At 71.2% G+C, this 25,108-nt stretch carries 25 protein-coding genes and 1 pseudogene; 14 read left to right on the plus strand and 12 right to left on the minus strand.

Annotated elements, in window-relative coordinates:
• Window positions 1-152: 152 nt before the first annotated feature.
• On the minus strand, window positions 153-689 hold the full coding sequence (locus CLM62_RS32870; protein ID WP_095753536.1) for an ATP-binding protein: 537 nt from the start codon (window positions 687-689) through the stop codon (window positions 153-155).
• Between the two features lie 328 nt (window positions 690-1,017).
• Window positions 1,018-1,413, minus strand: a complete 396-nt coding sequence (locus tag CLM62_RS32875) for an STAS domain-containing protein (protein WP_095753537.1) — start codon at window positions 1,411-1,413, stop codon at window positions 1,018-1,020.
• A gap of 254 nt (window positions 1,414-1,667) precedes the next feature.
• Between CLM62_RS32875 and CLM62_RS32880 the strand changes: the two genes are divergently transcribed.
• From CLM62_RS32880 to CLM62_RS32895, 4 genes are all read left to right on the plus strand, one after another.
• On the plus strand, window positions 1,668-2,636 hold the full coding sequence (locus CLM62_RS32880) for an RNA polymerase sigma factor SigF (protein WP_095753593.1): 969 nt from the start codon (window positions 1,668-1,670) through the stop codon (window positions 2,634-2,636).
• 181 nt (window positions 2,637-2,817) lie between these two features.
• Entirely contained in the window at window positions 2,818-4,416 is a 1,599-nt protein-coding gene (locus tag CLM62_RS32885) for an RICIN domain-containing protein (protein ID WP_095753538.1), read from the plus strand.
• A gap of 207 nt (window positions 4,417-4,623) precedes the next feature.
• The gene (locus CLM62_RS32890; RefSeq protein WP_095753539.1) at window positions 4,624-5,595 is read left to right on the plus strand and encodes an ABC transporter ATP-binding protein; all 972 of its coding nucleotides are present in this window, start codon (window positions 4,624-4,626) and stop codon (window positions 5,593-5,595) included.
• Entirely contained in the window at window positions 5,592-6,443 is an 852-nt protein-coding gene (locus CLM62_RS32895; RefSeq protein WP_179382322.1) for an ABC transporter permease, read from the plus strand. The genes CLM62_RS32890 and CLM62_RS32895 overlap by 4 nt, the downstream gene beginning before the upstream one ends.
• Before the next feature lie 32 nt (window positions 6,444-6,475).
• Here the strand turns inward: CLM62_RS32895 and CLM62_RS32900 are convergent.
• The 3 genes and pseudogenes from CLM62_RS32900 to CLM62_RS32910 form a co-directional block, all read right to left on the minus strand.
• Window positions 6,476-6,787 (minus strand): annotated as a pseudogene (locus CLM62_RS32900) (hypothetical protein); the annotation flags it as partial.
• Window positions 6,788-6,949: 162 nt separating this feature from the next.
• The gene (locus CLM62_RS32905) at window positions 6,950-7,840 is read right to left on the minus strand and encodes a hypothetical protein (RefSeq protein WP_095753541.1); all 891 of its coding nucleotides are present in this window, start codon (window positions 7,838-7,840) and stop codon (window positions 6,950-6,952) included.
• The gene (locus tag CLM62_RS32910; protein WP_095753542.1) at window positions 7,840-8,259 is read right to left on the minus strand and encodes an ATP-binding protein; all 420 of its coding nucleotides are present in this window, start codon (window positions 8,257-8,259) and stop codon (window positions 7,840-7,842) included. The genes CLM62_RS32905 and CLM62_RS32910 overlap by 1 nt, the downstream gene beginning before the upstream one ends.
• Before the next feature lie 165 nt (window positions 8,260-8,424).
• Here CLM62_RS32910 and CLM62_RS32915 point away from each other — a divergent pair, with 165 nt between their 5' ends.
• Window positions 8,425-9,276: a helix-turn-helix transcriptional regulator gene (locus tag CLM62_RS32915; protein WP_095753543.1), complete on the plus strand. Its 852-nt coding sequence runs from the start codon at window positions 8,425-8,427 to the stop codon at window positions 9,274-9,276.
• Window positions 9,277-9,284: 8 nt separating this feature from the next.
• Window positions 9,285-9,491 carry a DUF397 domain-containing protein gene (locus CLM62_RS32920; RefSeq protein WP_095753544.1) on the plus strand — a complete coding sequence of 69 codons (207 nt, stop codon included), beginning with the start codon at window positions 9,285-9,287 and terminating at the stop codon, window positions 9,489-9,491.
• Here CLM62_RS32920 and hutI read toward each other — a convergent pair.
• The 4 genes from hutI to hutU form a co-directional block, all read right to left on the minus strand.
• Entirely contained in the window at window positions 9,442-10,629 is a 1,188-nt protein-coding gene (gene hutI / locus CLM62_RS32925) for an imidazolonepropionase (protein ID WP_095753545.1), read from the minus strand. The genes CLM62_RS32920 and hutI overlap by 50 nt on opposite strands.
• 35 nt (window positions 10,630-10,664) lie before the next feature.
• Window positions 10,665-12,026 (minus strand): formimidoylglutamate deiminase, encoded by a 1,362-nt coding sequence (locus tag CLM62_RS32930; protein ID WP_095753546.1) that lies wholly within the window; start codon window positions 12,024-12,026, stop codon window positions 10,665-10,667.
• A complete protein-coding gene (locus CLM62_RS32935; protein ID WP_179382333.1) occupies window positions 12,023-13,225 on the minus strand; it encodes an allantoate amidohydrolase in 1,203 nt (400 codons plus the stop codon). Before CLM62_RS32935 ends, CLM62_RS32930 begins: the two co-directional genes overlap by 4 nt.
• Window positions 13,226-13,641: 416 nt before the next feature.
• The gene (gene hutU, locus CLM62_RS32940; RefSeq protein WP_095753548.1) at window positions 13,642-15,306 is read right to left on the minus strand and encodes a urocanate hydratase; all 1,665 of its coding nucleotides are present in this window, start codon (window positions 15,304-15,306) and stop codon (window positions 13,642-13,644) included.
• Window positions 15,307-15,461: 155 nt separating this feature from the next.
• On the opposite strand from hutU, the gene CLM62_RS32945 reads away from it, so the two are divergent.
• From CLM62_RS32945 to CLM62_RS32965, 5 genes are all read left to right on the plus strand, one after another.
• Window positions 15,462-16,919 (plus strand): diaminopimelate decarboxylase, encoded by a 1,458-nt coding sequence (locus tag CLM62_RS32945; protein WP_257004222.1) that lies wholly within the window; start codon window positions 15,462-15,464, stop codon window positions 16,917-16,919.
• Window positions 16,920-17,081: 162 nt separating this feature from the next.
• Window positions 17,082-17,489, plus strand: a complete 408-nt coding sequence (locus CLM62_RS32950) for a hypothetical protein (RefSeq protein ID WP_095753549.1) — start codon at window positions 17,082-17,084, stop codon at window positions 17,487-17,489.
• Window positions 17,486-18,340, plus strand: coding sequence for a hypothetical protein (locus CLM62_RS32955; protein ID WP_095753550.1), 855 nt, complete (start codon window positions 17,486-17,488; stop codon window positions 18,338-18,340). The genes CLM62_RS32950 and CLM62_RS32955 overlap by 4 nt, the downstream gene beginning before the upstream one ends.
• Before the next feature lie 43 nt (window positions 18,341-18,383).
• Window positions 18,384-18,992, plus strand: a complete 609-nt coding sequence (locus tag CLM62_RS32960) for a roadblock/LC7 domain-containing protein (protein ID WP_179382323.1) — start codon at window positions 18,384-18,386, stop codon at window positions 18,990-18,992.
• Window positions 18,993-19,012: 20 nt separating this feature from the next.
• A complete protein-coding gene (locus CLM62_RS32965; RefSeq protein ID WP_095753551.1) occupies window positions 19,013-19,387 on the plus strand; it encodes a hypothetical protein in 375 nt (124 codons plus the stop codon).
• 75 nt (window positions 19,388-19,462) lie between these two features.
• Here CLM62_RS32965 and CLM62_RS32970 read toward each other — a convergent pair whose 3' ends face one another.
• The 3 genes from CLM62_RS32970 to CLM62_RS32980 form a co-directional block, all read right to left on the minus strand.
• A complete protein-coding gene (locus tag CLM62_RS32970) occupies window positions 19,463-20,017 on the minus strand; it encodes a hypothetical protein (RefSeq protein ID WP_179382334.1) in 555 nt (184 codons plus the stop codon).
• Window positions 20,018-20,169: 152 nt separating this feature from the next.
• Window positions 20,170-21,093, minus strand: a complete 924-nt coding sequence (locus tag CLM62_RS32975) for a MurR/RpiR family transcriptional regulator (RefSeq protein WP_257004223.1) — start codon at window positions 21,091-21,093, stop codon at window positions 20,170-20,172.
• The gene (locus CLM62_RS32980; protein ID WP_179382324.1) at window positions 21,090-22,598 is read right to left on the minus strand and encodes an aromatic amino acid ammonia-lyase; all 1,509 of its coding nucleotides are present in this window, start codon (window positions 22,596-22,598) and stop codon (window positions 21,090-21,092) included. Before CLM62_RS32980 ends, CLM62_RS32975 begins: the two co-directional genes overlap by 4 nt.
• A gap of 141 nt (window positions 22,599-22,739) precedes the next feature.
• On the opposite strand from CLM62_RS32980, the gene CLM62_RS32985 reads away from it, so the two are divergent.
• From CLM62_RS32985 to CLM62_RS32995, 3 genes are read left to right on the plus strand one after another with little or no spacing between them, the layout of a single operon-like run.
• Window positions 22,740-23,795 (plus strand): ABC transporter ATP-binding protein, encoded by a 1,056-nt coding sequence (locus tag CLM62_RS32985; protein WP_095753554.1) that lies wholly within the window; start codon window positions 22,740-22,742, stop codon window positions 23,793-23,795.
• On the plus strand, window positions 23,792-24,433 hold the full coding sequence (locus tag CLM62_RS32990) for an ABC transporter permease (protein ID WP_095753555.1): 642 nt from the start codon (window positions 23,792-23,794) through the stop codon (window positions 24,431-24,433). The genes CLM62_RS32985 and CLM62_RS32990 overlap by 4 nt, the downstream gene beginning before the upstream one ends.
• Before the next feature lies 1 nt (window position 24,434).
• Window positions 24,435-25,097: an ABC transporter permease gene (locus CLM62_RS32995; RefSeq protein ID WP_095753556.1), complete on the plus strand. Its 663-nt coding sequence runs from the start codon at window positions 24,435-24,437 to the stop codon at window positions 25,095-25,097.
• Window positions 25,098-25,108: the final 11 nt, after the last annotated feature.

A 25,108-nucleotide genomic window follows, 5' to 3' on the forward strand; every position in this document is an offset into this window, starting at 1 on the left:
GAACCGCGGGTAACCCTGGGGCGGCGTTACGCGGGCCCCGGTCGGCGTTGCGCGGACCGGGGCGGCGTTACGGGGGCCCCGATCGTTGCGCGGACTGGGACGGCGTTGCGCGGGACCGCCGGGACGGCGTAACACGGACCGCCGGGACGGCGTTACGCCGGCGCCCCCAGCTCGGCCCAGACCGTCTTGCCCGCGACCCCCGGGCTGCGTACGACCCCCCAGTCCAGGCACAGCCGCTGCACGATGAACATGCCGTGGCCGCCGGGGCGGCCGGCGCGGTGCGGGGTGCGGGGGGCCGGCTGGCCCGTGCCCTTGTCGGAGACCTCGACGCGGATCACCTTGTTGTCGCAGGCGATCCGCAGCTCGTCCGGCCCTTCGGCATGCAGACAGGCGTTGGTGACCAGCTCGGAGACGACGAGCAGCACGTCCTCGGCGGCGGCCCGCTGGTCGGCGGTGGCGGCGGGCAGCCAGCCCCACGCGTACAGCGCCTGGCGGGCGAAGTCGCGGGCGAGCGGGACGACCCCGCTCGCCCCGTCGAAGCTCAGCCTGCGGACCTGGCGTCCCCCCGACGACACGGCCGCGTCCTCCACGGACGCCCCGGTCGCGGGCACGCCCCCCTCGGACGCCCCGGAAGCGCCGCTGGGCTCCGGGCCGCGGTCGCCCGGCGGGTAAGGCCGGGTGGTGCTCATCAGCGCTTCACCTCACCGATTCACCGGTTCACGAATCAAAAAATCTGTACACAGTCACTACACGGTCAGTACGGCAGTCGGCTCGACAGGAACCGCGACCGGTCGGTCCCGACAGGCAGTACGGATGTCTCCTGCCCGACCGGACCGGCAGAACACCCCTGTATTCGGCACGAGGGCCGTGACGCCCGGAAAGCGCCGGTCACAGGGGGCCGAGCGGGGGACGGGCAGGGCAAGGACGGGGGACGAGCGGGGCAGAGCAGGGGATGAGCGGGGCAGAGCAGGGGATGAGCGTGGAACGGCCGAGACGGCCGCGGCCGGATCCACCGGCTCAGCCGGCTTCGTCAACGCCGCCCGGTTCGCCGGCGAGGGCCGCTGCCACGGTCTCGTGGACGGTGAAGACCGCGTCCGCCCCGGTGATCTCGAAGACGCGCGCGACCACGGGCTGCATCCCCGCCAGGTGCACCCCGCCTCCGGCGGCCTCCGCCTTCAGTCGCGCACCCAGCAGCACATTCAGGCCGGTGGAATCGCAGAACTCCAGGCGCGAGCAGTCGACCACCAGCCGACTGAATCCTTTGGCGAGGCATTCCTCGAGTGGCTCACGCAACAAATCGGCCGTGTGGTGATCCAACTCACCCGCCGGGGTCACGACGGCACTGGAGCCCTCTTCGCGAACCTCAACCAGAAGCCGGCCCGACTGTGCGCTGCCGACCGTCCCGCGGTCCATGCCGTCTCTCTCTCCCGACGTCGTGACTGCTGACTGACGCCCTCGAACACTACGCCTTCCCTACGCCGTCCGACACCCGAACAATCGCACGCAAACGGACACTTACGAACAAAACGCACTTGCGGCGGGCTCGGGAAAGCGGGTAGGGCTAGTAGGGACACGTACCCGAACACGGCCGGCTTTGGAGGCGCCGCACACCGCAGTGCTACGGAACTGGCTTCGGCAGCCATATGCCGAGAACGATGGAGGACATCATGTCACCCCGGCTCGACGCATCGCATACCCATGAGGCGACGTCGACATCCCCCCCGGAACATCTGGATCCCATCGAGCGCACCGACGTACGCGACGACATACTCGTCGACGTCGAACAGGACGCGACGCACGTCACAGTCGAAACAGTCGAACAGGACGACGTACTCGCAGGGCTTCCGGACATCCCCCCGTACGACGAGGTGGGACCGGTGGACGCACGGGCCCTGTCCAAAACCCTCTTCGAGCGCCTGGAGTCGCTGGAGGAAGGCACCCACGAGTACTCGTACGTCCGCAACACGCTCGTCGAACTCAACCTCGCCCTGGTCAAGTTCGCCGCCTCCCGCTTCCGCTCCCGCAGCGAGCCGATGGAGGACATCATCCAGGTCGGCACGATCGGCCTGATCAAGGCGATCGACCGTTTCGAACTCAGCCGAGGTGTGGAGTTCCCCACCTTCGCGATGCCAACCATCGTCGGAGAGATCAAGCGCTTCTTCCGCGACACGTCCTGGTCGGTGCGCGTACCGCGCCGACTGCAGGAGCTCCGGCTCGACCTGGCCAAGGCCGGTGACGAACTGGCCCAGCAGCTGGACCGGGCGCCCACGGTGACCGAACTCGCCGAGCGCCTCGGCCTGTCCAACGACGAGGTCGTCGAGGGCATGGCCGCGTCGAACGCCTACACCGCCTCCTCGCTGGACGCCCAGCCGGAGGAGGACGACACCGAGGGCGCCCTCGCGGACCGCATCGGCTACGAGGACCACGGGCTCGAAGGCATCGAGTACGTCGAGTCGTTGAAGCCGCTGATCGCAGAACTCCCGTCCCGGGACCGGAAGATCCTCTCCCTGCGCTTCGTCGCCAACATGACCCAGTCCGAGATCGGTGACGAACTCGGCATCTCGCAGATGCATGTGTCGCGGCTGCTGTCGCGGACACTGGTGCGGCTGCGGAAGGGGTTGACGGTCGAGGAGTGACGGCCTGGGCTACCGTCGGCGGTGACTGAGCGACCCGGCCCGGGGTGGGCCGGGTTGGTTGGTTACCCGTTGGTCGGTTACCCGGGGGAACCTCTTTCCTCGCGGGGTCCCGTCCACCACTATGGGCACCCATCACAGACCGGCCGGTCCGTCAGGACGGGGTGGCGAGGAGGGCGGGTGGATGGCTCGGGCCGACGGGACCGACGACGAGGTCGGGGGCGGGGGCGCCAAGGGGGGCGGCAGGGGCGGTGCCTACGCCGGTGCGTCCGACGCCCGCCTCACCGAACTGCTGCGCGCCGATCCGGCCACGGCCTACCTGGCCCTCCAGGAACTCCGCGCCCGGCACCGCCCGTCGGTCCTCGCCTACGCCCGCCTGTGCGCGACGAACGAGTCCGCGGCACGGCAACTGGCGGCCCAGGCCCTCACGCTCGCGGCCCGCGAGACGGCCCGCGGCATCGACCCCGGCGTCCCGTGGCGGCACCGGCTCCTGCTGCTGACGGGGCGGGTGGCCGCGTCCTGGTCCGCCGACGAACGGGCGGCAGGACTCGACGCGGGGCTTCTTCTTGTCCTGAATACGGCGACTTCTGAAGGCTTGGTCCCACCCCTGCTCGGACCGTTCCAGTCCTTGCCGTCGCGCGCCCAGGGGCTCGTCTGGTACGGCGTGGTGGAGCGGGAACCCGCCGACAGAACGGCCGGTTTCCTCGGCCTCACACGCGAGGACGTGGTGTACGGCACCCAACAGGCCCTCCAGGCCATGGCCCAGGCCTGCCTGCGGTCCCGCCTCGCCGCCTCCGACGATCCGCGCTGCGGGGACTTCCGCCGCCTGATCGAGGAGTCGGTACGGCCGGACAGTCCCCGTGACAGCCCCGACCTGCACGCCCACATGGCGCACTGCGCACACTGCACGACGGCCTACGAGGAACTGTCCGCCCTGCGGGACAGCCCGCGCACCGCGCTGGCGGAGGGGCTGCTGCCGTGGGCGGGGACGGCGTACGGGCGACGCGAGGCGGGCAGGGAGGATGAGGCCAAGGGCGTCAAGGCCCTTGGGCTACCCGGGACTTGGCCGCCGTCCCGCCGTTTCGTGCTGGCCTCGGCGGCTTTGGGGGTGGCGTTGGCGCCGTTGCTGGTCGTCCTGCTGGCGCAGGGGGGTGAGTCAGCGGGGGAGTCAGCGGGGGCCTCGGTGAGCACGCCGGCGAGCCGGCCGCCAGTGGCGCTGCCGACGCCGGCCTTGACCACGCCGTCCCCCTCCGCCACCTCCAAGTCACCCTCGCCCACGAGGAGTCCGACCCCGTCGAAGAGTCCCACCACCACCCCGTCGAGGACGGCACCGTCCTCGAAGCCGCCCACGTCCCCCGCCCCGCCCCCGCCAAAGCCACCGGGCGACACATACGCCCAGGTCGTGAACACCGCCTCGGGCCTGTGCCTGGACATCCGCGACGGCGACCTGGAACTGGGCACGGACGTCATCACGGCCCCCTGCGGCTCCTCCCCCACCCAGCGGTGGCGGGTGGACTCCGGTCGCGGCGTACTCCAGTCGTCCGCCGACCCCGACTTCTGCCTGGACAGCCGGGGCTCGGTGGACAAGGGCGTCGGCATCTGGGAGTGCGACTCGATCGACGGCCCCAACGGCCAGAACCTGCGGTTCGCGGTGGACACCGTCGGCGTAATCCGCCCGGCCATCGCCCCGGACCACTCGGTGGCGCCGGGCGGGGACGGTTCGGTGTCCCTGGTCAGAGAGCTGGGGCGGGCGGATCAGCGGTGGCGGGCCGGGGCCGACTAGTGCTCTGACCGGGAACGTTCGCCGGGTCGGTGGAACAGGATGAGATACCTGAACCGTTCGGTAATGTGTTCGTCCGGCGGCCTGAACGCCCGCTGCCAGGTGGCAACGGCAGCCATAGCCGTAGACACGTCCCATGACCACGGACATCGGCACGGCCTCCGGCCTCTGACCCAGAGGACGGACCACGAGACGGACGGGGGAACATCGATGACGACCGCTCACGCCTTATCCGGGGTTGGGAGCAGCCCACCGCCAGAGGGCGACACGGTCATCGACGTACGGGATCTGCGGATGCGCTACCGCAGCCAGGACGTATTGAAGGGTGTCGCCTTCACGGCCCGGCGAGGCGAAGTCGTCCTGCTGCTCGGCCCGAACGGCGCGGGCAAGACGACCACGATCGAGGTCTTGGAAGGCTTCCGGATGCGCTCGGCCGGTGACGTGACCGTCCTCGGCACCGATCCGGCCGACGGGGACGAGCGGTGGCGTGCGCGCCTGGGCATCGTGTTGCAGTCCTGGCGCGACCACGGCAAGTGGCGGGTGCGGGAACTGCTGGCCCATCTTGGCTCGTACTACGCGCCGTACTCCACCGCCCTCGTGCGGCGGCCGTGGGAGGTTGACGAGCTCCTCGCCGCAGTGGGGCTGACCGAGCAGGCGGACAAGCGGGTCGGAACTCTGTCCGGCGGGCAGCGCAGGCGTTTCGACGTGGCCGTCGGCATCGTAGGCAGACCCGAGGTGCTGTTTTTGGACGAGCCGACGGCCGGTCTGGACCCGGAGGCGAGGAACGAGTTCCACGGCCTGGTACGCGGGCTGGCGGATGAGAACACCACTGTTCTGCTGACCACGCACGACCTTGCCGAGGCGGAGAGGCTCGCCGACCGGATCCTCATTCTGGCCGGTGGCCGGATCGTGGCCGATGGCTCGGCCGAGGAGTTGTCGCGGCAGGTATCGGCCGAGGCCACTGTGCGCTGGACGCGGGACGGGCGGCCCTTCGAGGAGGCGACGGCCGAGCCCACCCGGTTCGTCCGTCAGCTGTTCGAGGAGCACGGCGAGGCGATCGGCGGGCTGGAGGTGCGCCGGGCGAGCCTGGAGGACACCTACCTGACGATGGTGCGGGAGCTGGAGTTGGGGAGCGTTCCCGACGAGCGGGCGATGCACGCTTTCGGGGAGGGATCGCGATGAGTCCGGTGTGGTACGCGGCGGTAGTAGGGGTGCGGCGCGGCCGGACAGAGCTCCGGCAGACTTTCACCACCGGCCAGGACGTGTTCGGGTACGTGCTCTGGACGGTTCTGCTCATCGTGCCGCTGTTCTTGGTCAGGGACGATCCGCTGAAGGGCGCCGGCATCTCGACTGGCGCGTTCCTGCTGCCGAGCATGCTGGGGATGACGCTCGCGTTCACCGGGATGATGACCACGGCGCAGCTGCTCGCGACCGAGCGCGAGGACGGCACCCTGCTGCGGGCCAAGGCCGTGCCTCACGGCATGGTCGGCCACCTGGTCGGCAAGATCATCATGGTGTCGGGTACGGCTCTCGTCTCCATGGCCCTCCCCTTTGCCGTTGGCGTGTTCCTGGTGGACGGGGTTGCCCGGCAGGGCGGCGGAGCGTTGCTGACGTTGGTGTGGGTGGTGCCGCTGGGCCTCCTGGCCACCCTGCCGATGGGCGCTGTCATCGGCTCACTCGTCGGCAGTCCGCGCGCCGTCGGTTTGCTGATGCTTCCGGTGATGGGACTCGTCGTGATCTCCGGGATCTACTTCCCTCTGTCGAAGCTGCCCGAGTGGCTGCAGACCGTCGGGCAGATCTTCCCCGTGTACTGGCTCGGCCTCGGTCTCCGCTCGGCGCTGCTGCCGGCCGATGCGGTCGCCGCCGAGATCGGCGAATCCTGGCGGCACCTGGAGACAGCGGGCGTGCTGGGTGCCTGGGCAGTCGCCGGGCTGCTCCTCGCACCATCCGTCCTGCGCAGGATGGCCCGCCGCGAGTCCGGGGCCGCGATGGCGGAACGGCACCGGAAGGCGATGCAGCGGGTCGGTTAGTGATGTGCCGGGGATGTCGGCCCGGCTCCTGGTCAGGCCGCTTTGGGCAGAGGGCGTCCGCCCCACCGGATGCCCTTCTCGCTGCTGATGCGGGCGCGTTCCTTGCCTGGGCGGCGAGCACGTCGGGGTGGCGGGCGTTCGCGTTGCGCCGACGCAGGTAGCGGTGCAAGGCACGGGGTCTGCACCGTGTGGTTCGGATGGTTGGAGTTGGCCAGGGTGCGGTGGAAGGTCGCTGGAAGCCGGTCGGGCTTGCCCTGCTTCGCCCAGCAGGAGCCGACGGTGGGCCGGATCCCGAGGGGCCCGAACTCGTCGAAGGCAAACACCCGGTCCGGGGAGCGTTCGACGTCACCGTTCACCCAACCACTCCACCCGCCAACCCGGCGCCCTCGGACGGCAGCGGCGATTGGCAGATCTGTTCCAGGCCGTTCCGGGGGCGACGCAGCAAATGCGCAGGTCGCGGGGGTATGGATTGATCCCGGGGTGGAACAGATCTGCCAATCGATGCTTCAGGATCGGTCGTCGGCGAACAGGTCCTCGGCGTCGGTCACGTGCACTGCTCGCTGCGCCCAGAGTTCGAGCTGGTGCAGGTCGGTGCAGGCACGGACCCGCTCGCGTACCGAGTCCGGGATCTGGATGCCGCGCCACTCGAGAATGTTCAGCGTCATCTCGACGCGGTCTTCGAGCCGGCCCTCTTCCCGCCCCTCCTCGCGTACCTGCTCGGCCAGCGGGTGCCGCCAGAAGTACTGCATCGCCGTCATCAGGTCCCTCCACATCTGCTGGGCCTGGCGGTCTGCCAGGCATGAGTCGACGAACTGCACGAAGACCGCGGCGCTGTCCGCGTCGATGGTCCGCAGGGCGGCTGCCAGGGATTCCAGTATGGCGGCGGCCCGCGGACCGCGGCCATGTGTCATGGCCGAGAGCACCGCAAGGGGTACGTCCCGTTCGGCCTCCCGCTCGTCCGCGATCACCGGCACGTTGTCCGGGCCGAGCACGAACGGGCGTACCGTCAGCGAGGGGCACCCCCGCACCCCGAAATGAATAGGCTCCGCCGCCCAGCGAGCCGTCGCCCTGCTCTGGGTGACGACGATGAGGACCGGCTCGCAGCGGTACTTCTCGTGCAAGTAGCTAAGGTAGTAGGGCCAGCTGCCGCGCTTGCGCTCGTCCGGCTGGCCCTGCGACTCCACGACCAGGAGGTAGGTGCCCTCGTCGGTCTCCGCCCGCAGCAGCGTGTCCACGCGCCGCTCGACCGGCTCGACCTCGGTGAGGTCCACGTTCATCGCGGCGAAGTCGCGCGGCTCGGGAAAGGGAATGCGTAACACGCTCTGCAGGGCGCGGGTGAGCAGCGCGGGATCCTTCTGGAAGATCCGGTGCATCGCCTCGTGTGACGAGCCGGGCACTATGCCACCCCCAGTTCGCACCATACGTACTTGCCCCGGTCGCCGAATCTGGAGAGCGGCTGCCAGCCCCAGACGTCGGCACAGGCACGGACCAGAGCGAGACCGCGACCGTGCTCGGCCTCGGTGAGGTCGTCCAACTTGCCCGGCGGCTCGGGCGGTTCGGGGTCCGCGTCCCAGGCGCCGATCCGCAGGACGCCGGCCGACCAGCGGACGCGGAGGGTGGCGGGGCCCTTGGTGTGGAGTACGGCGTTGGCAACCAGCTCGGTCGCGAGGAGTTCGGCGGTGTCCGCGAGGCGGATCAGGCCGTGCATGGTGAGGATGAGGCGGAGGGTGCGGCGACAGATGGTGACGGCTCGGGGGTCGTGCGGGATGGATAGGGAGTACTCCCAGGGTTCGGCTTCGGGTTCGGGTTCGGGCATGCGTCGGCTCCAGGGGATTGAGGGCAGGAGGGAGTGATGCGCTTCCGCAGCGTGTGCGTCGCGTCACCGACGGTAGAGCAAAAATTTTTCCTCACGCAAGCCAATGCCGTAATCTGACGCCCGAACGAGGCACGGCCGCAGGCCGGTTGAGGTCGGGAGGGGCGCATGGCACCAAGGAGCCAACCCACGGCACGACAGGTGCGCCTGGGCACCGAGTTGCGCCGCTTGCGGGAGGCGGCCGGTTTGAAGGCCCGTGAAGCGGCAGGGCTGTTGAATTCGACGTCGGCGCAGATCAGCCAGGTGGAAGCCGGCTTTGCGGGCGTGAGCGCGGAGCGCGTACGACGGCTCGCCGCTCACTATGCCTGTACCGACGAGGCGTTGATCGACGCTCTGGTGGCGATGGCAACCGATCGGACACGGGGTTGGTGGGAGGACTTCCGGGGTGTTCTGCCGACACCGTTTCTTGACCTCGCCGAACTGGAGCACCACGCGACGCTCTTGCGCGAGGTCGTCATCACCCACGTACCAGGGCTGCTCCAGACACCGGACTACGCCCGCGCGGTGTTTTCGTACATGAATCCGGGGCTGCCCGCGAGCGAGCTGGAACCGAGGGTCGAACACAGAATGCGGCGTCGCACGGTCCTGGAAGGAGACAAGCCCACCCCGTACGAGGCGATCGTCCACGAGTTCGCTCTACGCATCCGCGTCTCCGACCGCGGTGTCACTCGCGCCCAGCTCAGGCAGATGCTGGAGCTGAGCGAGCCGGACCACGTCACTGTGCGCGTCATCCCCGTCGACCAGGACGACTTCGCCGGCGCCGGAGCCGCGATGATCTACCTCGGCGGTCCAGTACCGCAGTTGGACACCGGGCTCCGGGATGCACCCGTGAACAAGGGTCCAATCGATACCGAGGCTCAGCTCCAGCGGCTTCGTACCCTTCTCCTTAAGGTGGGCAAGGCGTCACTCGCCCCCGCACAGTCGCGGGATTTCATCCACCGTCTGGCGAAGGAACTGTGAGGACCCGCATGACCCAGGCAAGGCATTGGCAGAAGTCCAGCTTCTCCGACGGCAGTGACGGCGACGCCTGCGTCGAACTCGCCGCATCCGCCCGCACCCTCCACCTCCGCGAAAGCGAAACCCCCGACACCGAACTCACCACCACCACCGAACCCTTGGCTCATCTCATACGCGGCGTGAAGTCAGGCCTCTTCCACGCCGCCACACCCCGGTAACCAGCGGCACCCCCGGCCGGTACGCCAGATGCACATGGCTCGGGGCGTCAAGCAGCACCAGGTCGGCGTACGCCCCCGGCGTGAGACGACCGACGTCCTCCCGTCGCAAGGCCCTCGCCCCACCCGCCGTGGCCGACCACACCGCCTCGTCCGGCGTCATCCCCATGTCCCGTACCGCGAGCGCGATGCAGAACGGGACAGAGGACGTGAAGGAAGAGCCCGGGTTGCAGTCGGTCGACAGGGCGACCGTGACGCCCGCGTCGAGCAGACGCCGCGCGTTCGGCCACTCGGCACGCGTGGAGAACTCGGCGCCGGGGAGCAGCGTGGCGACCGTACGGCTGTTCGCCAGTGCATCGACGTCCGCGTCCGTCAGGTGCGTGCAGTGGTCGGCGCTGGCGGCATCCAGCTCGACCGCGAGTTGCACGCCGGGGCCGTACGAGAGCTGGTTGGCGTGGATGCGCGGGTGCAGCCCCTTCTCCTTGCCCGCCGTGAGGATCGCGCGGGCCTGGTCGCCGTCGAAGGCGCCCTTCTCGCAGAAGACGTCGATCCAACGGGCGTATGGGGCACAGGCGTCGAGCATCTCGCCGGTGACCAGGGCTACGTAGGCGGCGGGGTCGTCGGCGTAGTCGGGGGAGACGATGTGGGCGCCGAGGTAGGTGACCTCGTCGGTGTGGGCGGCGGCGATGCGGAGTGCGCGGGACTCGTCCTCCACCGTCAGGCCGTAGCCGGACTTCGTTTCGAAGGTGGTCGTGCCCTGGCGGAGGGCCTCGGCGAGGTAGCGGGTGAGGTTGGCCTCCAGTTCGGCGTCCGTGGCCGCCCGGGTCGCCGCCACCGTCGTACGGATGCCGCCGGCGCTGTAGGGCCGGCCGGACATACGGGCGTTGAACTCCTGCGTCCGGTCGCCCGCGAAGACCAGGTGGGAGTGGGAGTCGACGAAGCCAGGGAGGACAGCCCGGCCGTCGGCGTCGACCCGATTGTCAGTGGCGGGTGCTTTGCTTGATTCACCGGTCCATGCGATGCGGTCGCCGTCGATGACGACGGCCGCGTCCTGGATCAGACCGAGGGGGGATCCGTCACCGAGGGAGGGGTCGTTGGTGACCAGCGTGGCGATGTTGGTGATGACAGTGCTGCTGCTCATCGTGTCCTCGTGGGGGCGGGGTTCGGCGGTCGTCGTCAGGCGCGCAGGGATCGGATGGCTTGGGCGAGGGCCTGCGGCACATCGGGGACGAGGGCGTGTGCCCCGTCTCGTACAACGTGCCGCCCACCCACGATCGTGTGCCGTACGTCCGCTGCTGTCGCGGCGAATACGGCCGTCTCGGCGCCGAGCCTGGGCAGCGGCCCCGCTGTTCTGACCGAGTCGAGGGCGATCGTCGTGAGGTCGGCGAGCGCTCCGGTCTCGATGGTGCCCGCCTCGTCCCAGCCGAGGGCCGCGTGGCCGTCGGCGGAGGCGGCCCGCAGTAGGGCGGCGGCGGTCCAGTGGCCGCGGGTGCGGGTGCGCAGGCGCTCGTTCAGCTCCATCGCGCGTGCCTCTTCGAGCAGGTCGATGACGGCGTGGCTGTCGGAGCCGAGGGAGAGCGGGGAGCCCGCCTGCTGAAGGGCGGCCGGAGGGCCGATGCCGTCCGCCAGGTCCCGCTCCGTCGTCGGGCACATGCAGGTGCCGGTGCCGCTGCCGCCGATGAGGGCGATGTCCTCGTCGGTGAGGTGGGTGTTGTGGACGCCGGTGGTACGTGGCCCGAGGACGCCGTGCTCGGCCAGCAGCTGCGTGGGCGTGCACCCATGAGCCTCCCGGCAGGCGTCGTTCTCGGCGGTCTGCTCGGACAGGTGCACATGGAGCGGGGCCCGCCGCTCCTCGGCCCACCGCGCCACGGTCGCCAACTGTTCGGCGGGCACGGCCCGTACGGAGTGGATGGCCGCCCCGATCCGCGCGTGATCCCGTTCCTTGAGAACTGAACAGCGTTCCGCCCAGGCGTCCGCGCTCCCGTCGGAGAAGCGGAGTTGGTGGGTGGTGGGCGGTCGGCCGCTGTGCTTGTTCAAGATGGCGGAGGAGAGGTAGGCGGTGTCGAGGAGGGTGATGCGGATACCGGCTTCGGCGGCGGCATCGATGAGCGCCTCGCCCATCGCGTTGGGGTCGGCGTAGGGGGTGCCGCCGGGGGCGTGGTGGACGTAGTGGAACTCACCCACGGAGGTGATGCCGGCCAGCGCCATCTCGGCGTACACCGCGCGGGCGAGGGCGTGGTAGGTCTCCGGGGTCAGCCGGTCCGCCGTGGCGTACATGACCTCGCGCCAGGTCCAGAAGGTTCCGGAGCCGACCTGGACGGTGCCGCGCAGGGCACGGTGGAAGGCGTGCGAGTGGGCGTTCGCCAGCCCGGGGAGGGTGAGGCCGCGCAGCACCTCCGCACCGGGCGGTGGGGTGGGCGTGTCCCTGTGGACGGCAGTGATGCGGCCGTCTCTCGTGTCCACCGCCACACCCGGCTCGACGTGGGTGTCGAGCCAGGCGTGCTCCAGCCAGTACGTCTGCGTGTGGTGATGGGTCACCTGCAGGCCAGCCCTTCCAGTACGTCGGCGAGTGCGAGTACCCCGGCCACGCAGTCGTCCTCGGACGCGTACTCGGCCGGGGAGTGCGAGACGCCGGTGGGGTTGCGTACGAACAGCATGGCGGTCGGGATGCTCCCGGAGAGGATCCCTGCGTCGTGTCCGGCACCGGTGCCGAGGACGGGGACCTTGAGGTCGGTCTCCTTGCCCAGGATGCGGGCGAGCTCGTCGCGCAGGGCGTGGTCGAAATCGACGACGGGGGTGAAGGACTCCCGGACGACGTCGAGGTCGATGCCGTGTGCGGCGGCGTACTCGCGAGCGGCCTTCTCGACGCCGCCGACCACCCGGTCCAGGCTCTCCTGGTCGGGGGCTCGGGAGTCGAGCCAGCCGCGGACGAGCGAAGGGATGGCGTTGACGCCGTTGGGCTCGACGGCGATCTTGCCGAAGGTGGCGACGGCACCGGCGAGTTCGGCCTCGCGGCGGGCGGCGAGCACGGTCTCGGCGTACGACAGCATGGGGTCGCGCCGGTCGACCAGCCGGGTCGTCCCCGCGTGGTTGGCCTCGCCCCGGAAGTCGAACCGCCACCGCCCGTGTGGCCAGATGGCGCTGGCGATGCCGACGCGATCGCCGTTGAGGTCGAGCGCCCGCCCCTGCTCGACGTGCAGCTCGACGAAGGCGCCGATACGGGCGAGCCGGTCCGGGTCCGGCCCGATGGCGTCCGGGTCGTATCCGGCGGCCTCCATGGCCTGCGGCAGTGTGATCCCGTCACCGTCGGTCAACCTGTGCGCCTGCTCGACGGTGAGCTGCCCGGAGGCGAGCCGCGACCCGACACAGGCGAGCCCGAAACGGGCGCCCTCTTCGTCGCCGAAGTTGACGAGGGCGAGGGGCTTGGTGAACGTGGCTCCGCGAGCGCGCAGTTCATCGAGCGCGGCAAAGGAGGACACGACCCCGAGGGGCCCGTCGAAGGCCCCGCCATCGGGCACGGAGTCGAGATGCGACCCGGTGACGACGGCCTCCCCGGCGGCGGGATCTCCGAGCCAGGCCCACTGGTTCCCGTTCCGGTCGAGCTCGTACGTCAGGCCGCGCGCCTCGGCCTGCGCCTTGAACCAGGCCCGGCATTCGGCGTCGGCGCCGGTCCAGGCGAAGCGGCGGTAGCCACCGGAGTCGGCGTGCCGGCCGATGGGGTGCAGCTCGCGCCACATCTGGTGGAAGGAGACGCCGGCCACGCCAGGCTGCGGCGAGCCAGCCGACACGGGCTGCGGCCCACCAGGCGCCCCAGGCTGCGCCCCCGCATCCGACACAGGCTGCGGCCTACCAGGCGCCCCAGGCTGCGACCCACCAGGCTCCCCAGGCTGCGCCCCGCCAGTAGCGCCAGACTGCGCCCCACCGGCTGCCGCACGCTGCACGCGGTCACCCCGTACAGGCTGTGACCCGTCACCCCGCACAGGCTGTGACCCGTCACCCCGCACCGGCTGTGGGCAGTCGTTCCGCAGGGCGATGGGGGCACCGCTCATGCCGTCAAGGCTATGGGGGAGGGTGGGCACAGCCGGCCCCGCGCCCGGCGACGAGGCCTCAGCCCCCACCGGAGAGTTACCGCCACGCCCACCGTCACGCTGGATCACGCGTCGTCACCCTCGCGCATAGGAACCCGCACACCCCGCTCACCGGCGAACGACTCCGCGATGTCGTACCCCGCGTCCACATGCCGGATGACACCCATCCCGGGGTCGTTCGTCAGCACCCGCCGGATCTTCTCCCCGCCCAGCTTCGTCCCGTCGGCCACCGTCACCTGCCCGGCGTGAATCGACCGGCCCATCCCGACCCCGCCGCCGTGGTGGATGGAAACCCAGGACGCCCCGGACGCCACATTCACCATGGCATTCAGCAGCGGCCAGTCGGCGATCGCGTCCGACCCGTCGAGCATCGCCTCGGTCTCGCGGTAGGGCGAAGCCACCGACCCGGAGTCGAGGTGGTCGCGCCCGATCGCCAGCGGAGCCGCCAACTCCCCGCTCGCGACCATGTCGTTGAACCGCTCGCCGGCCTTGTCCCGCTCGCCGTAGCCGAGCCAGCAGATACGCGCGGGCAGGCCCTGGAAGTGGACCCGCTCCCCGGCCATCTTGATCCAGCGGGCCAGGGACTCGTTCTCCGGGAACAGCTCGAGGATCGCCTTGTCGGTCTTGGCGATGTCCGACGCCTCGCCCGACAGCGCCGCCCACCGGAAGGGGCCCTTGCCCTCGCAGAACAGCGGCCGGATGTACGCGGGCACGAAGCCCGGGAAGGCGAACGCCCGCTCGTACCCGGCGAGTTGGGCCTCGCCCCGGATCGAGTTGCCGTAGTCGAAGACCTCGGCGCCGGCGTCCATGAAGCCGACCATCGCCTCGACATGCCGGGCCATGGACTCGCGCGCACGGGTGGTGAAGCCCGCCGGGTCCTTGGCCGCGTAGGAGGCCATGTCGTCGAAGTCGACCCCCAGCGGCAGGTACGCCAGCGGATCGTGCGCCGAGGTCTGGTCGGTGACGATGTCGATGGGGGCGCCCATGGCCAGCAGCTGCGGGACGAGTTCGGCGGCGTTGCCGAGGACGCCGATGGAGAGGGCCTTGCGCTGATCCCGTGCCTCCACGGCCAGCTGGAGAGCGTGGTCCAGGGAGTCGGCCTTCACGTCCAGGTACCGGTGCTCGATGCGCCGCTCGATCGCCCGGGGGTCGCAGTCGACACAGATCACGACACCGTCGTTCATGGTCACGGCGAGCGGCTGGGCGCCGCCCATGCCGCCGAGGCCGGCGGTCAGGGTGATCGTCCCGGCCAGCGTGCCGCCGAACTTCTTCGCGGCGACGGCGGCGAAGGTCTCGTAGGTGCCCTGGAGGATGCCCTGGGTGCCGATGTAGATCCAGGAACCGGCGGTCATCTGCCCGTACATGGTCAGCCCCAGCTGTTCCAGCCGCCGGAACTCCTCCCAGTTGGCCCAGTCGCCGACGAGGTTGGAGTTGGCGATGAGCACACGCGGCGCCCACTCGTGGGTCTGCATGACGCCGACGGGGCGGCCGGACTGGACGAGCATGGTCTCGTCCTGCTTCAACGTCCTGAGCGTGCGCACCATCGCGTCGAAGGAGCGCCAGTCGCGGGCAGCCTTGCCCGTCCCGCCGTAGACGACCAGCTTGTCGGGGTGTTCGGCGACCTCCGGGTCGAGGTTGTTCTGGAGCATCCGCAGGGCGGCTTCCTGCTGCCATCCCAGGGCGCTCAGTTCCGTGCCGCGCGGCGCTCGTACGGGGCGGGGTCCTGACACGGTCTGCCTCCTATGCGGATTGCTCCCAGTGGACTGTTACTGCTGATATTCACATCCTGACGTCCTGAATAGAACTAGTCAATACGTCCGCCCGTCGGCCCGGGCACGGCGCTGTGTTTGGCTGGACGCATGGACGCACGGACGCAGGCAACGACATGACGGGGGATGTTGTGGGCAACGTCAACGACGATCACGGGCCAGATCACGAAAGCGATTACGACAGCGATCAGGACAGCCGCTCCGACGCCGCACGTGCGGCCCGGCGGGACGAAGCGGTGCGGGCCGCCGTGGAACAGGGGCTGCTCGGGTCGGCCACCCCCGTCGTCGGCCTGCTCGATGTCACCGGCATCAAGGAGTCGGCGGCGGCTCTGCGGGCGGCCTTCGACGCGGTCACCGCGCCCGGCACGCCCGTGCTGCACGCCTTCGCGGTGAAGGCGACCCCGCTGGTGCCGGTGCTGCGCCTGCTGGGGGAAGAGGGGATCGGCGCCGAGGTGGCGAGCCCGGGCGAACTGGCGTTGGCCCGGGCGGCGGGGCTGCCGCCGGGCCGGACGGTCCTGGACTCGCCCGCCAAGACACCGGCCGAGCTGCGGGAGGCGCTGGCGCTCGGGATCGCCGTCAACGCGGACAACCCGCAGGAGCTGGACCGAATCGACGGCCTGATGAGGTCCGCCCCCAGCCGCTCCCCCCTCGGGATCCGGGTGAACCCGCAGGTCGGCGGCGGCTCCATCGAGGCGCTGTCCACCGCCACGGCGACCTCGAAGTTCGGAGTGGCGCTGCGGGACGAGGGGGCGCGCGAGTGGGTGGTCCGGGCGTATGCCGAGCGCCCCTGGCTGACCCGGCTGCACGCGCACACCGGCTCGCAGGGCATCCCGCTGTCGCTGATGGCCGAGGGCGTGGCGGAGACGTACGGGCTCGCCGAGGAGATCAACCGGCGCATCGGGCGGCCGCAGATCGACACGATCGACATCGGCGGCGGACTTCCGGTGAACTTCATGTCGGACGCGACGAAACCGACGTACGCGGACTACGCGCGCGTGCTGCGCGAGGCGGTGCCGGGGCTGTTCGACGGGCGGTACGGGCTGGTGACGGAGTTCGGGCGGTCGCTGCTGGCCAAGCACGGCACGGTGGTGGCCCGGGTCGAGTACGCCAAGAGCGCCGGCGGGCGGCCGGTCGCGGTCACGCACGCGGGCGTGCAGGTGGCGACGCGGACGGTGTACGCGCCGGGGGCGTGGCCGCTCAGGATCGCCGCGTACGACGGCAAGGGGCGGCCGAAGGAGGGGCCCGAGGTGGTGCAGGACGTCGCCGGTCCGGCGTGCTTCGCGGGCGACCTGCTGGCGACGGGGCGCGCGCTGCCGTTGCTGGAGCAGGGCGACTACGCGGCGGCGCTGGACACGGGCGCGTACTACTTCGCGCACCACTACGCCTACAACTCCCTCGCCCGGCCCGGGATCTACGGCTTCGCCCCGGACGGTGCCGGAGGCATCGCCTTCGCGACCGTACGCGAGCCGCAGAGCGTCGAGGAGATCGTGGCCGAGTCGGGAGGGGCGCACGCGGACGCGCTCACCACCCTCCGCGCGCCCGGGGGCGTTGACGTACGCCGGAGCATCCGCTGATCAACTGGCGCTGATCAACTGGCCTGGAAAACCAGGCCAGTTGACCCACCTTAGTCATCTGCCGCATGTTCCACTGGAAAATGCCAGAAGCCTCACCCCTCTCCCACACAGTGCGTAGTTTCGGGGTCACTCAGCCGAACTCCAGGCGGGAGGGGAGCCACGGTGCCCGGAATCGACGAGTGCCTGCTGGAAGCCATGCGACTGCCCGGTGCCCGGGGCGCCGCACTGGTCGACTGGACGAGCGGACTGGCCCTGGGCATCGTCGGGGAGTCCCCGGGCGGCGACCGGGAGACGGCCGCGGTGGAGGCCGCCGAGCTCGCCCGGCTCGCCGCCGAGCAGCACGCCTTCGCGCCCGAACCCGAAGGGGACGGCACCGACGAGGACGGCGCCGATCCACCCGTCGAGGACCTGATCATCAGCAATCGGGACAGCTACCACGTGCTGCGGTTCGTGCGGACGTCCTTCGACAGCAGCGTGTGCCTGCACCTGTGGCTGGCTCGCGCGGAGGGGAACCTCGCGCTGGCCCGCATCAGACTCGGCGAGATGGTCGGACGGCTGGTGCTGGGATGACCGCCGTACGAACCCCTCCGCCGCCCCGGCTGCCCGTGCGGAACAAGGCGGCGGCCCGGGAGCGGGGCTGGGGCGGTGTCTCGCCGATGCTGACCCGGCTCGCCGCCGAGCGCGCCACCGGCGTCCTCGTCCGGGAGCGCGGCACGCTCCACCTCGCCGAGGGCCGGGTGGTGCACGCCGAGAGCCCCTCCTCCCCCGGGATCGAGGTCCTGCTAACCGCCCGCGGCACGCTGGACGCCGAGGCCTGGCGGGAGGCGCTGGCCGAGACCGGCGACCGGCACCGCGCCGGCCACCGCCTGGTCGACGGCGGACACCTCACTCCGGGAGCGCTGGAGCTGTGCCGGCTCACCGCGCTGTACGACGCGGCGTACTTCGTCCTCGCCCCCAGCAGCACCCCGGGCCGCTTCCGCTACGGCGCCGAGGCCGGGCCCGGCTGCGAGTGCCCGGTGCCGGTGGCCGCCGTGGAGCGCGAGACGTTGCGCCGCCGCGATCTGCTGCACGGCATCTGGCCCGATCCGGCCACGGACCACGCACCGCTCACCCGGGCGGACCGTGCCGCACCCCCGCCGCCCACCGCCCGCCAGCGGGCGGTCCTGGCCCGGCTGGACGACGTCCGTACGGCGGTGGAGATCGCCCGGGACCTGGGCCGCCCGGCGTTCCACACGCTGGTGGACCTACGGCGGCTGGCGGCGGCCGGAGTCATCGCGCCCCGCCCGCAGGCCCCCACCGAACCGCCCGAAACACACGAAGGCCTCGCAGGGCTCGACACCCTCGACGCGCTCCCGCCCGAGTTCACCGATCCCCACATCACGTTGCTGAAGAGGCTCAGGGATGCGCTGGAGGCCCTTTGAGCGGCGGCAGCGGCAGTGGACCCGCGCCGAGAGGAGAGACCTGATGGCAGCGGAGAGCGACATCCTCGAGGAGTTACGTCGGCTCAGAGCCCGCGTGCCCCAGCTCACCGGCGCCCTCGCGGCCGGCGCCGACGGTCTCGTCCTCGCCCAGGACACCCCCGGCATCGACCCGGAGAACCTGGCCGCGCTCACGACGACCGCCTGCGGCCTCGCCGCACAGCTGGCGGACACCACGGGCCAGGGGGACTTCCGCGAACTGCTCGTACGCGGCGTGCACGGCTGTGCGGCGACGTACGCGGCGGGCCCTGCCGCCGTCGTGACCCTGCTCGCCCAGGACCCCGTCAACGTCGGTCGCCTCCACCTGGAGGGCCGCCGGGCGGCCGCCCGCATCGCGGAGCTGGTCGACGCCGCCACGGCACTACCGGCCAAGCCCTCGGACAAGTCCCCGACCGAGTCCCCGACCAAGTCCCCAGCGAAGTCCCCGGCGAAGACCGCAGCCAAGACCCCCGCACCCCGCGCCCGAACCCCCCGCACCTCCCGCTCCAAGCCCCCCGAGACCCGCACCCCCGCCCCCGCCCCCGCCCCCGCTCCGCTCCCGACCACCGAAGCGCCCACCGCACCGACGGTGGCGCGCACCATCACCGAAAGTTGAGAGGAACCGAGGGAACAGTCATGGCCAACACCGAAACCGCACTGAAAGAGGCGCTCGCCTCCATCGAGGGCGCCACCGGCGTCGCGCTCGTCGACTACACCAGCGGCATGGCGCTGGGCACGATGGGCGGCGGCAAGAGCTTCGACCTCAACGTCGCCGCCGCCGGCAACACCGATGTGGTCCGCGCCAAGATGCGCACCATGGAGCACCTCGGGCTCAAGAGCCAGATCGAGGACATCCTGATCACGCTGTCCGACCAGTACCACCTGATCCGCCTGATCCGCGGCCGGGGCGGCAACGGACTCTTCCTCTACCTGGTCCTCGACGCTAAGAGGTCCAACCTGGCGATGGCCCGCCACCAACTCCGGAGGATCGAGGAGGAGCTGGAGGTCTGACAGTCTGACCAGACCTGACAGCCAGACCAGATCTCACAGCCAGGCCAGATCTCACAGCGAGACCAGGTCTGACGGCTAGACCAGGGCCGCGGTGCGGCGGCGTGCCCCGCCCGGGGCCGCGTCGCCCGCCGCGATGCCCGTGCTGCGGTAGGCCTTGACCGCCTTGCCGGCCGGACGGCCGCCGTTCGCGGCGAGCCAGTCGACGCGCACCCACAGCAGCGCGTCCTCGGCCCGCTCGCGCCGCCCGAGCCAGGCGGCCTTCAGCCGCAGCCCGGCACCGCAGCCGGCGAGCAGCATTCCGCCCGCGGCGGGGACCGCGAACGCGCTGCCCAGCGCGGCCAGGAAGGCGAGCAGCAGCCACCAGCGGTGTCCCCGCCGCCAGTTGCGGGCGCTGACCGCACGGTCCTGGAGCACATCGTGCTTGCTCGCGCGGGCGGCCGAGCGGGCGAGGTCGGTGTAGCGCCTGCGGCGCCAGTACGCCACCGCCGCGGTCGCGACGATGAACAGCGCGGCCCCGGCCATCACCCCGATCCGCCGCCCCGTGATGCCCGGCACCAGTACGCCGATGCCCGCCGCGAACACCCCGAGCCACCACATCGGCGTGGCTCCGGCCCGTACGACGACAGCCACCCGAGCCAGGCCATGAGCTCTGCGATCTCCGCGTGCCACGTTCCGCCTCCTTGTCGCCTCACAGCACTGCGATTCCTGACTGCTTTTCCTGGTCGGGCAGATTAGCGAGCGAACGTGAGACGAGTCTTAGAGCACGCGAAATTCACTCGCCTTCACTCGACGAACAGCCCGCGCGCCGCCGCCCTCGCGTCGAACTCCTCCAGCCGCGCCTGCGCGTCCGGCAGGTCGTCGCACATCGCCTCCAGCAGGACCCGGCCCAGCAGCATCGGGGCGCAGGCGGTGTCGAAGGCGAGTCCCGTGCCGACGGCGGCCGGCAGCAGCAGGTCGGAGGCCTTGGCGACCGGCGCGAAGGCGGAGTCGGCGACCGTCACCACCGTCAGCCCGGCCTCCTTCGCATAGGTCAGCGTGTCCACGACCTCGCGCGGATGCCGGGGCAGCGCGAAGCACAGCAGCGTCGAGGCGCCGGCCCGTACGGCGGAGTCGATCCGGTCGTGGATCATCGTGCCGCCCTCGTTCAGCAGCCGTACGTCCGGATGGACTTTGGCGGCGAAGTACGCGAAGCCGTACGCCTGCGAGGCAGCGGCCCGCAGCCCGAGGACCGGAAGTGGGCGCGAGGCGGCCAGTAGACGGCCCGCCTTCTGCACGGGCCGCGGGTCGGCCAGCACCTCCGCCAGGTGCCGCAGGTTCTCGATCTCGGCCTCGACGGCCTGCTGGTACTCGTTGTACGACCCCGAGTCCGCCGCCGGTTCGGCGGGCGCGACCTCGCGCAGGTGCTTGCGCAGGGCCGGGTAGCCGTCGAAGCCGAGGGCGACCGCGAAACGGGTCACCGACGGCTGGCTGACCCCGGCCAGTTCGGCCAGTTCCACGCTGGACAGGAACGGCACGTCGGCGGCCCGCCGCACCATGCTGTGCGCGATGCGCCGCTGGGTCGGCGTCAGCCGGTGCCCCTCGAAGAGCGCCTGCAGCCGCGCGGCAGGGCTGTCCGGCACATGCGCGCTCCGGCTCTCCGCGCCCGCCACCCCCGCGCTCTTGTCCACCACGCCCGCACTCCCGTCCGCGCTCACGCCCGCGCTCATGACTCGCTCCCCCTCCAGATGTCCGTGAACCGGTCGAGCAGTGCGGCCGCCGTCGTCACGTCTCCCGTGAGCGGCCGGTCGGCCGGGTCCTCGTCGAGCACCGACTCGGCGAGCTCCAGCGCACGGCCCACCCCGAGCTCCGGGTCGGGCCGGGCGTCGCGCTGGCGCAGCGCCCGTACGGCGGCGACGAGTTCGCAGCCGACGACGAGACGGTACGCGCCGCACGCGCGCAGCGTCTGACGTGCGGCGAGCGAGGCGAAGCTGGCCTGTTCCTCGACGCCTCGGGAGAGTACAGCGTGGCCCAGCGACGCGGGCGCCGAGAAGGCCCGCAGGTCGCCGAGGGCGGCCCCGGCGGAGTACTCCAGGATCATCACGCCGGAGGAGGCGGGTTCCTGGTCGGCGAGGAAGGGCCTGAGCCGGGTGAAGGCGGGCTCGTTGAGCGTCGACAGGCGGGAGGTGGACAGGCGGGCCGCCTGGGTCATGGCCAGCCGGAAGTGGTCCAGGGCGAGGGCGAGCTGGGCCTGGTAGAAGCCGCCGTGGTGGTAGGCGGCCAGGTCCTCGGGGCAGATCAGCGGGTTCTCGGCGGCCGCGTTGATCTCGATCGCGAGGACCTCCTCCAGGGCGTCGGCCGCGTCGTGCGCCGGGCCGTGGATCTGGGGCAGGCAGCGGAAGCCGTAGGGGTCCTGGAGGCGGCCGAGCGGCGGGGTCGGCCGGTCGGCGGCGCCGATCAACTCCCGCATCCTGCGGGCGACTTCGCTGGAGCCGCGGTGCGGACGGGCGGCGTGCACGGGGGCCGCGTACGCCTCGTGGGAGCCGTCGACGGCGAGCAGGGAGAGGGCGCCGACGACCTGGGTGGCCTCCAGGAGCCCGCGCAGTTCGTGCAGGGCGAGGGCGGACTGGCCGAGGGTGAGGGCGTTGCTGCTGATGAAGGCCAGCGCGTCGTTGTTGTCGAGCGGCTGGGGGGCGGGGGCGCCCGGTCCCCGCCAGGGGTGCTCGCCGGCGAGCGCGAGGCCGGCCTGGGCGAGGGCGGCGATGTCGCCGGTGCCGACCGAGCCGAACTCGTTCACGACCGGGTACGCCCCGTTCTCCAGCGCTTCGCACAGGGCCGTGACGACGGTGGGCCTCAGGCCCGCGCCGCCGGCCAGCAGTTGGTTGGCGCGGACGGCGAGCATCGCGCGCACCTGCCGGGCCGGCAACTCCTCGCCGATGGCACCGGCATGACTGCGCAGCAGGCGCAGACCGTGTTCGGCGGCCGCTTCGGTGGGCACGTCCTCGTTCCGGTTGGCGCCGACGCCGGTGGAGCGGCCGTAGACGCGGCCGGTCGCGGCGATGCGGCGGGCGGCGTCCCAGGACTCCTCGACGCGCCGCATCCCCTCGCTCCCCGGAACCGGCCGCGCGGCCCCGTCGGCGAGGCGGACGACGTCGGTGACGCCGAGGCCGACCCCGTCGAGGACGACAAGAGAAGAGCCCGCAATCCGCGGTGCGTCCACGATCCGAGACGACATCAAGCCCAAACCCTCCTCAACAAGGACACCCGATCTTGCTTTCCAGTCATCCGTTACCTCGGATTAACGCCGAGGCGTTGACAACCTATTCACTCACCAAGAACTCTGCATGACGTTATACAGCCGGGCAAGGGACAACTCATGATCCAGTTCGACGCGGTCCACAAACGCTTCCCCAACGGCACGACAGCAGTCCACGACCTCACGCTCCGGATGCCGGAAGGCGGCGTGACCGTCCTCGTCGGATCCTCCGGTTGCGGCAAGACGACCACGCTGCGGATGATCAACCGCATGGTCGAGCCGACCTCCGGCACCATCCGCGTCGGCGGCAAGGACGTCCAGCGGCAGGACGCCGCCGAGCTGCGCCGCTCCATCGGGTACGTCATCCAGCAGTCGGGACTCTTCCCGCACCGCACGGTGCTCGACAACATCGCCACCGTCCCGCTGCTGCTCGGCCACGGCCGCCGCAAGGCCCGCGCCCGCGCGGCCGAGCTCCTCGAGACCGTCGGCCTCACCGCCGAGGCCGGCCGCCGCTACCCGCACCAGCTCTCAGGCGGCCAGCAGCAGCGCGTCGGCGTCGCCCGCGCCCTCGCCGCCGACCCGCCGGTGCTGCTCATGGACGAGCCGTTCGGCGCGGTCGACCCGGTCGTGCGCACCCAGCTCCAGGACGAACTGCTCCGCCTCCAGAAGGAGCTGAGCAAGACCATCGTCTTCGTCACCCACGACATCGACGAGGCGGTCCGGCTCGGCGACCAGATCGCGATCTTCCGCACCGGCGGTCACCTGGTGCAGTGCGCCACGCCCACCGAGCTGCTGGCCCGTCCGGCCGACGACTTCGTCGCCGACTTCCTCGGCGCCGAACGCGGCCTGAAGCTGCTCTCGCTCAGGACCCTCGCGGACGTCCCGCAGGGCCCGGCCCCCGAGGGCGGCGCCTGGACCCTCGTACTCGACGAGGCGCGGGGGCCGCTGCACTGGACGTCGAAGGACGCCGAGATCCCCGTACGGCCGCTCAAGGACGACGACTCCCTGCTGTCGGCACTCAACGAGTCCGTCGCCTCCCCCACCGGCCTGATCGCCCGGGTCGACGCGGCGGGGGCCCTCACCGGCGTCTCCTCCCGCGACGACATCCACGCCCACGCGGGCCAGGCCCACGCGGAAGCCCGTGCTCAGACGCCGGAGACGGGTGTGGCCGCATGACCATCGACTGGTCGTGGATATCCGGCCACACCGACGACCTCACCACCCTCACGATCTCCCACCTCCAGGCCGCCCTGACCGCCGTCCTCCTCGGCCTGCTGATCTCGCTCCCGCTGGCGGTGCTCGCCCACCGGGTCCGCCCCCTGCGCGGCTTCCTGCTCGGCGCGTCGAACGTCCTGTTCACGATCCCGTCCATCGCGGTCTTCGTGCTCCTGCTCCCGGTCAGCGGCCTGACCCGCACCACGACCGTGATCGGTCTGACGATCTACACCCTGGTCGTCCTGCTCCGGAACACGGTCGAGGGCCTCGACGCGGTCCCCGCGAAGACGAAGGAGGCCGCGAAGGCGATGGGCACGCGCCCCCTGCGTACGCTCCTCACCGTCGAGTTCCCCCTCGCGCTCCCGGTGATCATGGCGGGCGTCCGCATCGCGACGGTCATGTCGATCTCCCTCGTCTCCGTCGCCACCTACATCGGCGACGGCGGCCTGGGCCAGCTCTTCACCGACGGCTTCCAGCGCAACTTCCCCACCCCGGTGATCGTGGGAGTGGTCCTCACCCTCCTCCTCGCCGTGGTCGCGGACGCGCTGCTGGTCGCCGTCCAGTACGTCCTCACCCCGTGGAAGAGGCGGCGAGCCTGAGATGTACGAACTCTTCAAGAACCTCGGCAGCTGGCTGACCAGCGCCGCCCAGTGGTCCGGCGCCGACGGCATCGCCCACCGCCTCGCCGAACACCTCCAGTACTCACTCCTCGCCACCCTCATCGCGACCGCCATCGGCCTCCCCCTCGGCCTGCTGATCGGCCACACCGGCAAGGGCGCGTTCCTCGCGATCAACCTCGCGTCCTTCGGCCGCGCCCTGCCGACCGTCGGCCTGGTGGTCCTGGTCTTCCTGGCCAGTGGCCTGTCCATGACCCCGGTGTACGTCGCCCTGGTCGCCCTCGCGGTCCCAGCGATCGTCACCAACACCTACGCGGGCATGACGGCCGTCGACCCGGACGTGAAGGACGCGGCACGCGGGCAGGGCATGCGCGCCCACCAGGTCCTGTTCCAGGTCGAGCTCCCCCTCGCCCTCCCCTTGATCATGACGGGCCTGCGCCTCGCGCTGATCCAGGTGGTGGCCACGGCCACGATCGCCGCGTACGTCTCCTTCGGCGGCCTGGGCCGCTACGTCTTCGACGGCCTCGCCCAGCGCGACCTCGTACAGGTGCTCGGCGGCGCGGTGCTGGTCGCCGCGGTCGCCGTCGTCCTCGACCTGGCGCTCGCCGGCCTCCAGCGCTTCCTCTTCCGCCACCGCACCGCCTAGGGAATCCGGAA

Source organism: Streptomyces sp. SA15, assembly GCF_002291145.1.
Lineage (GTDB): Bacteria > Actinomycetota > Actinomycetes > Streptomycetales > Streptomycetaceae > Streptomyces.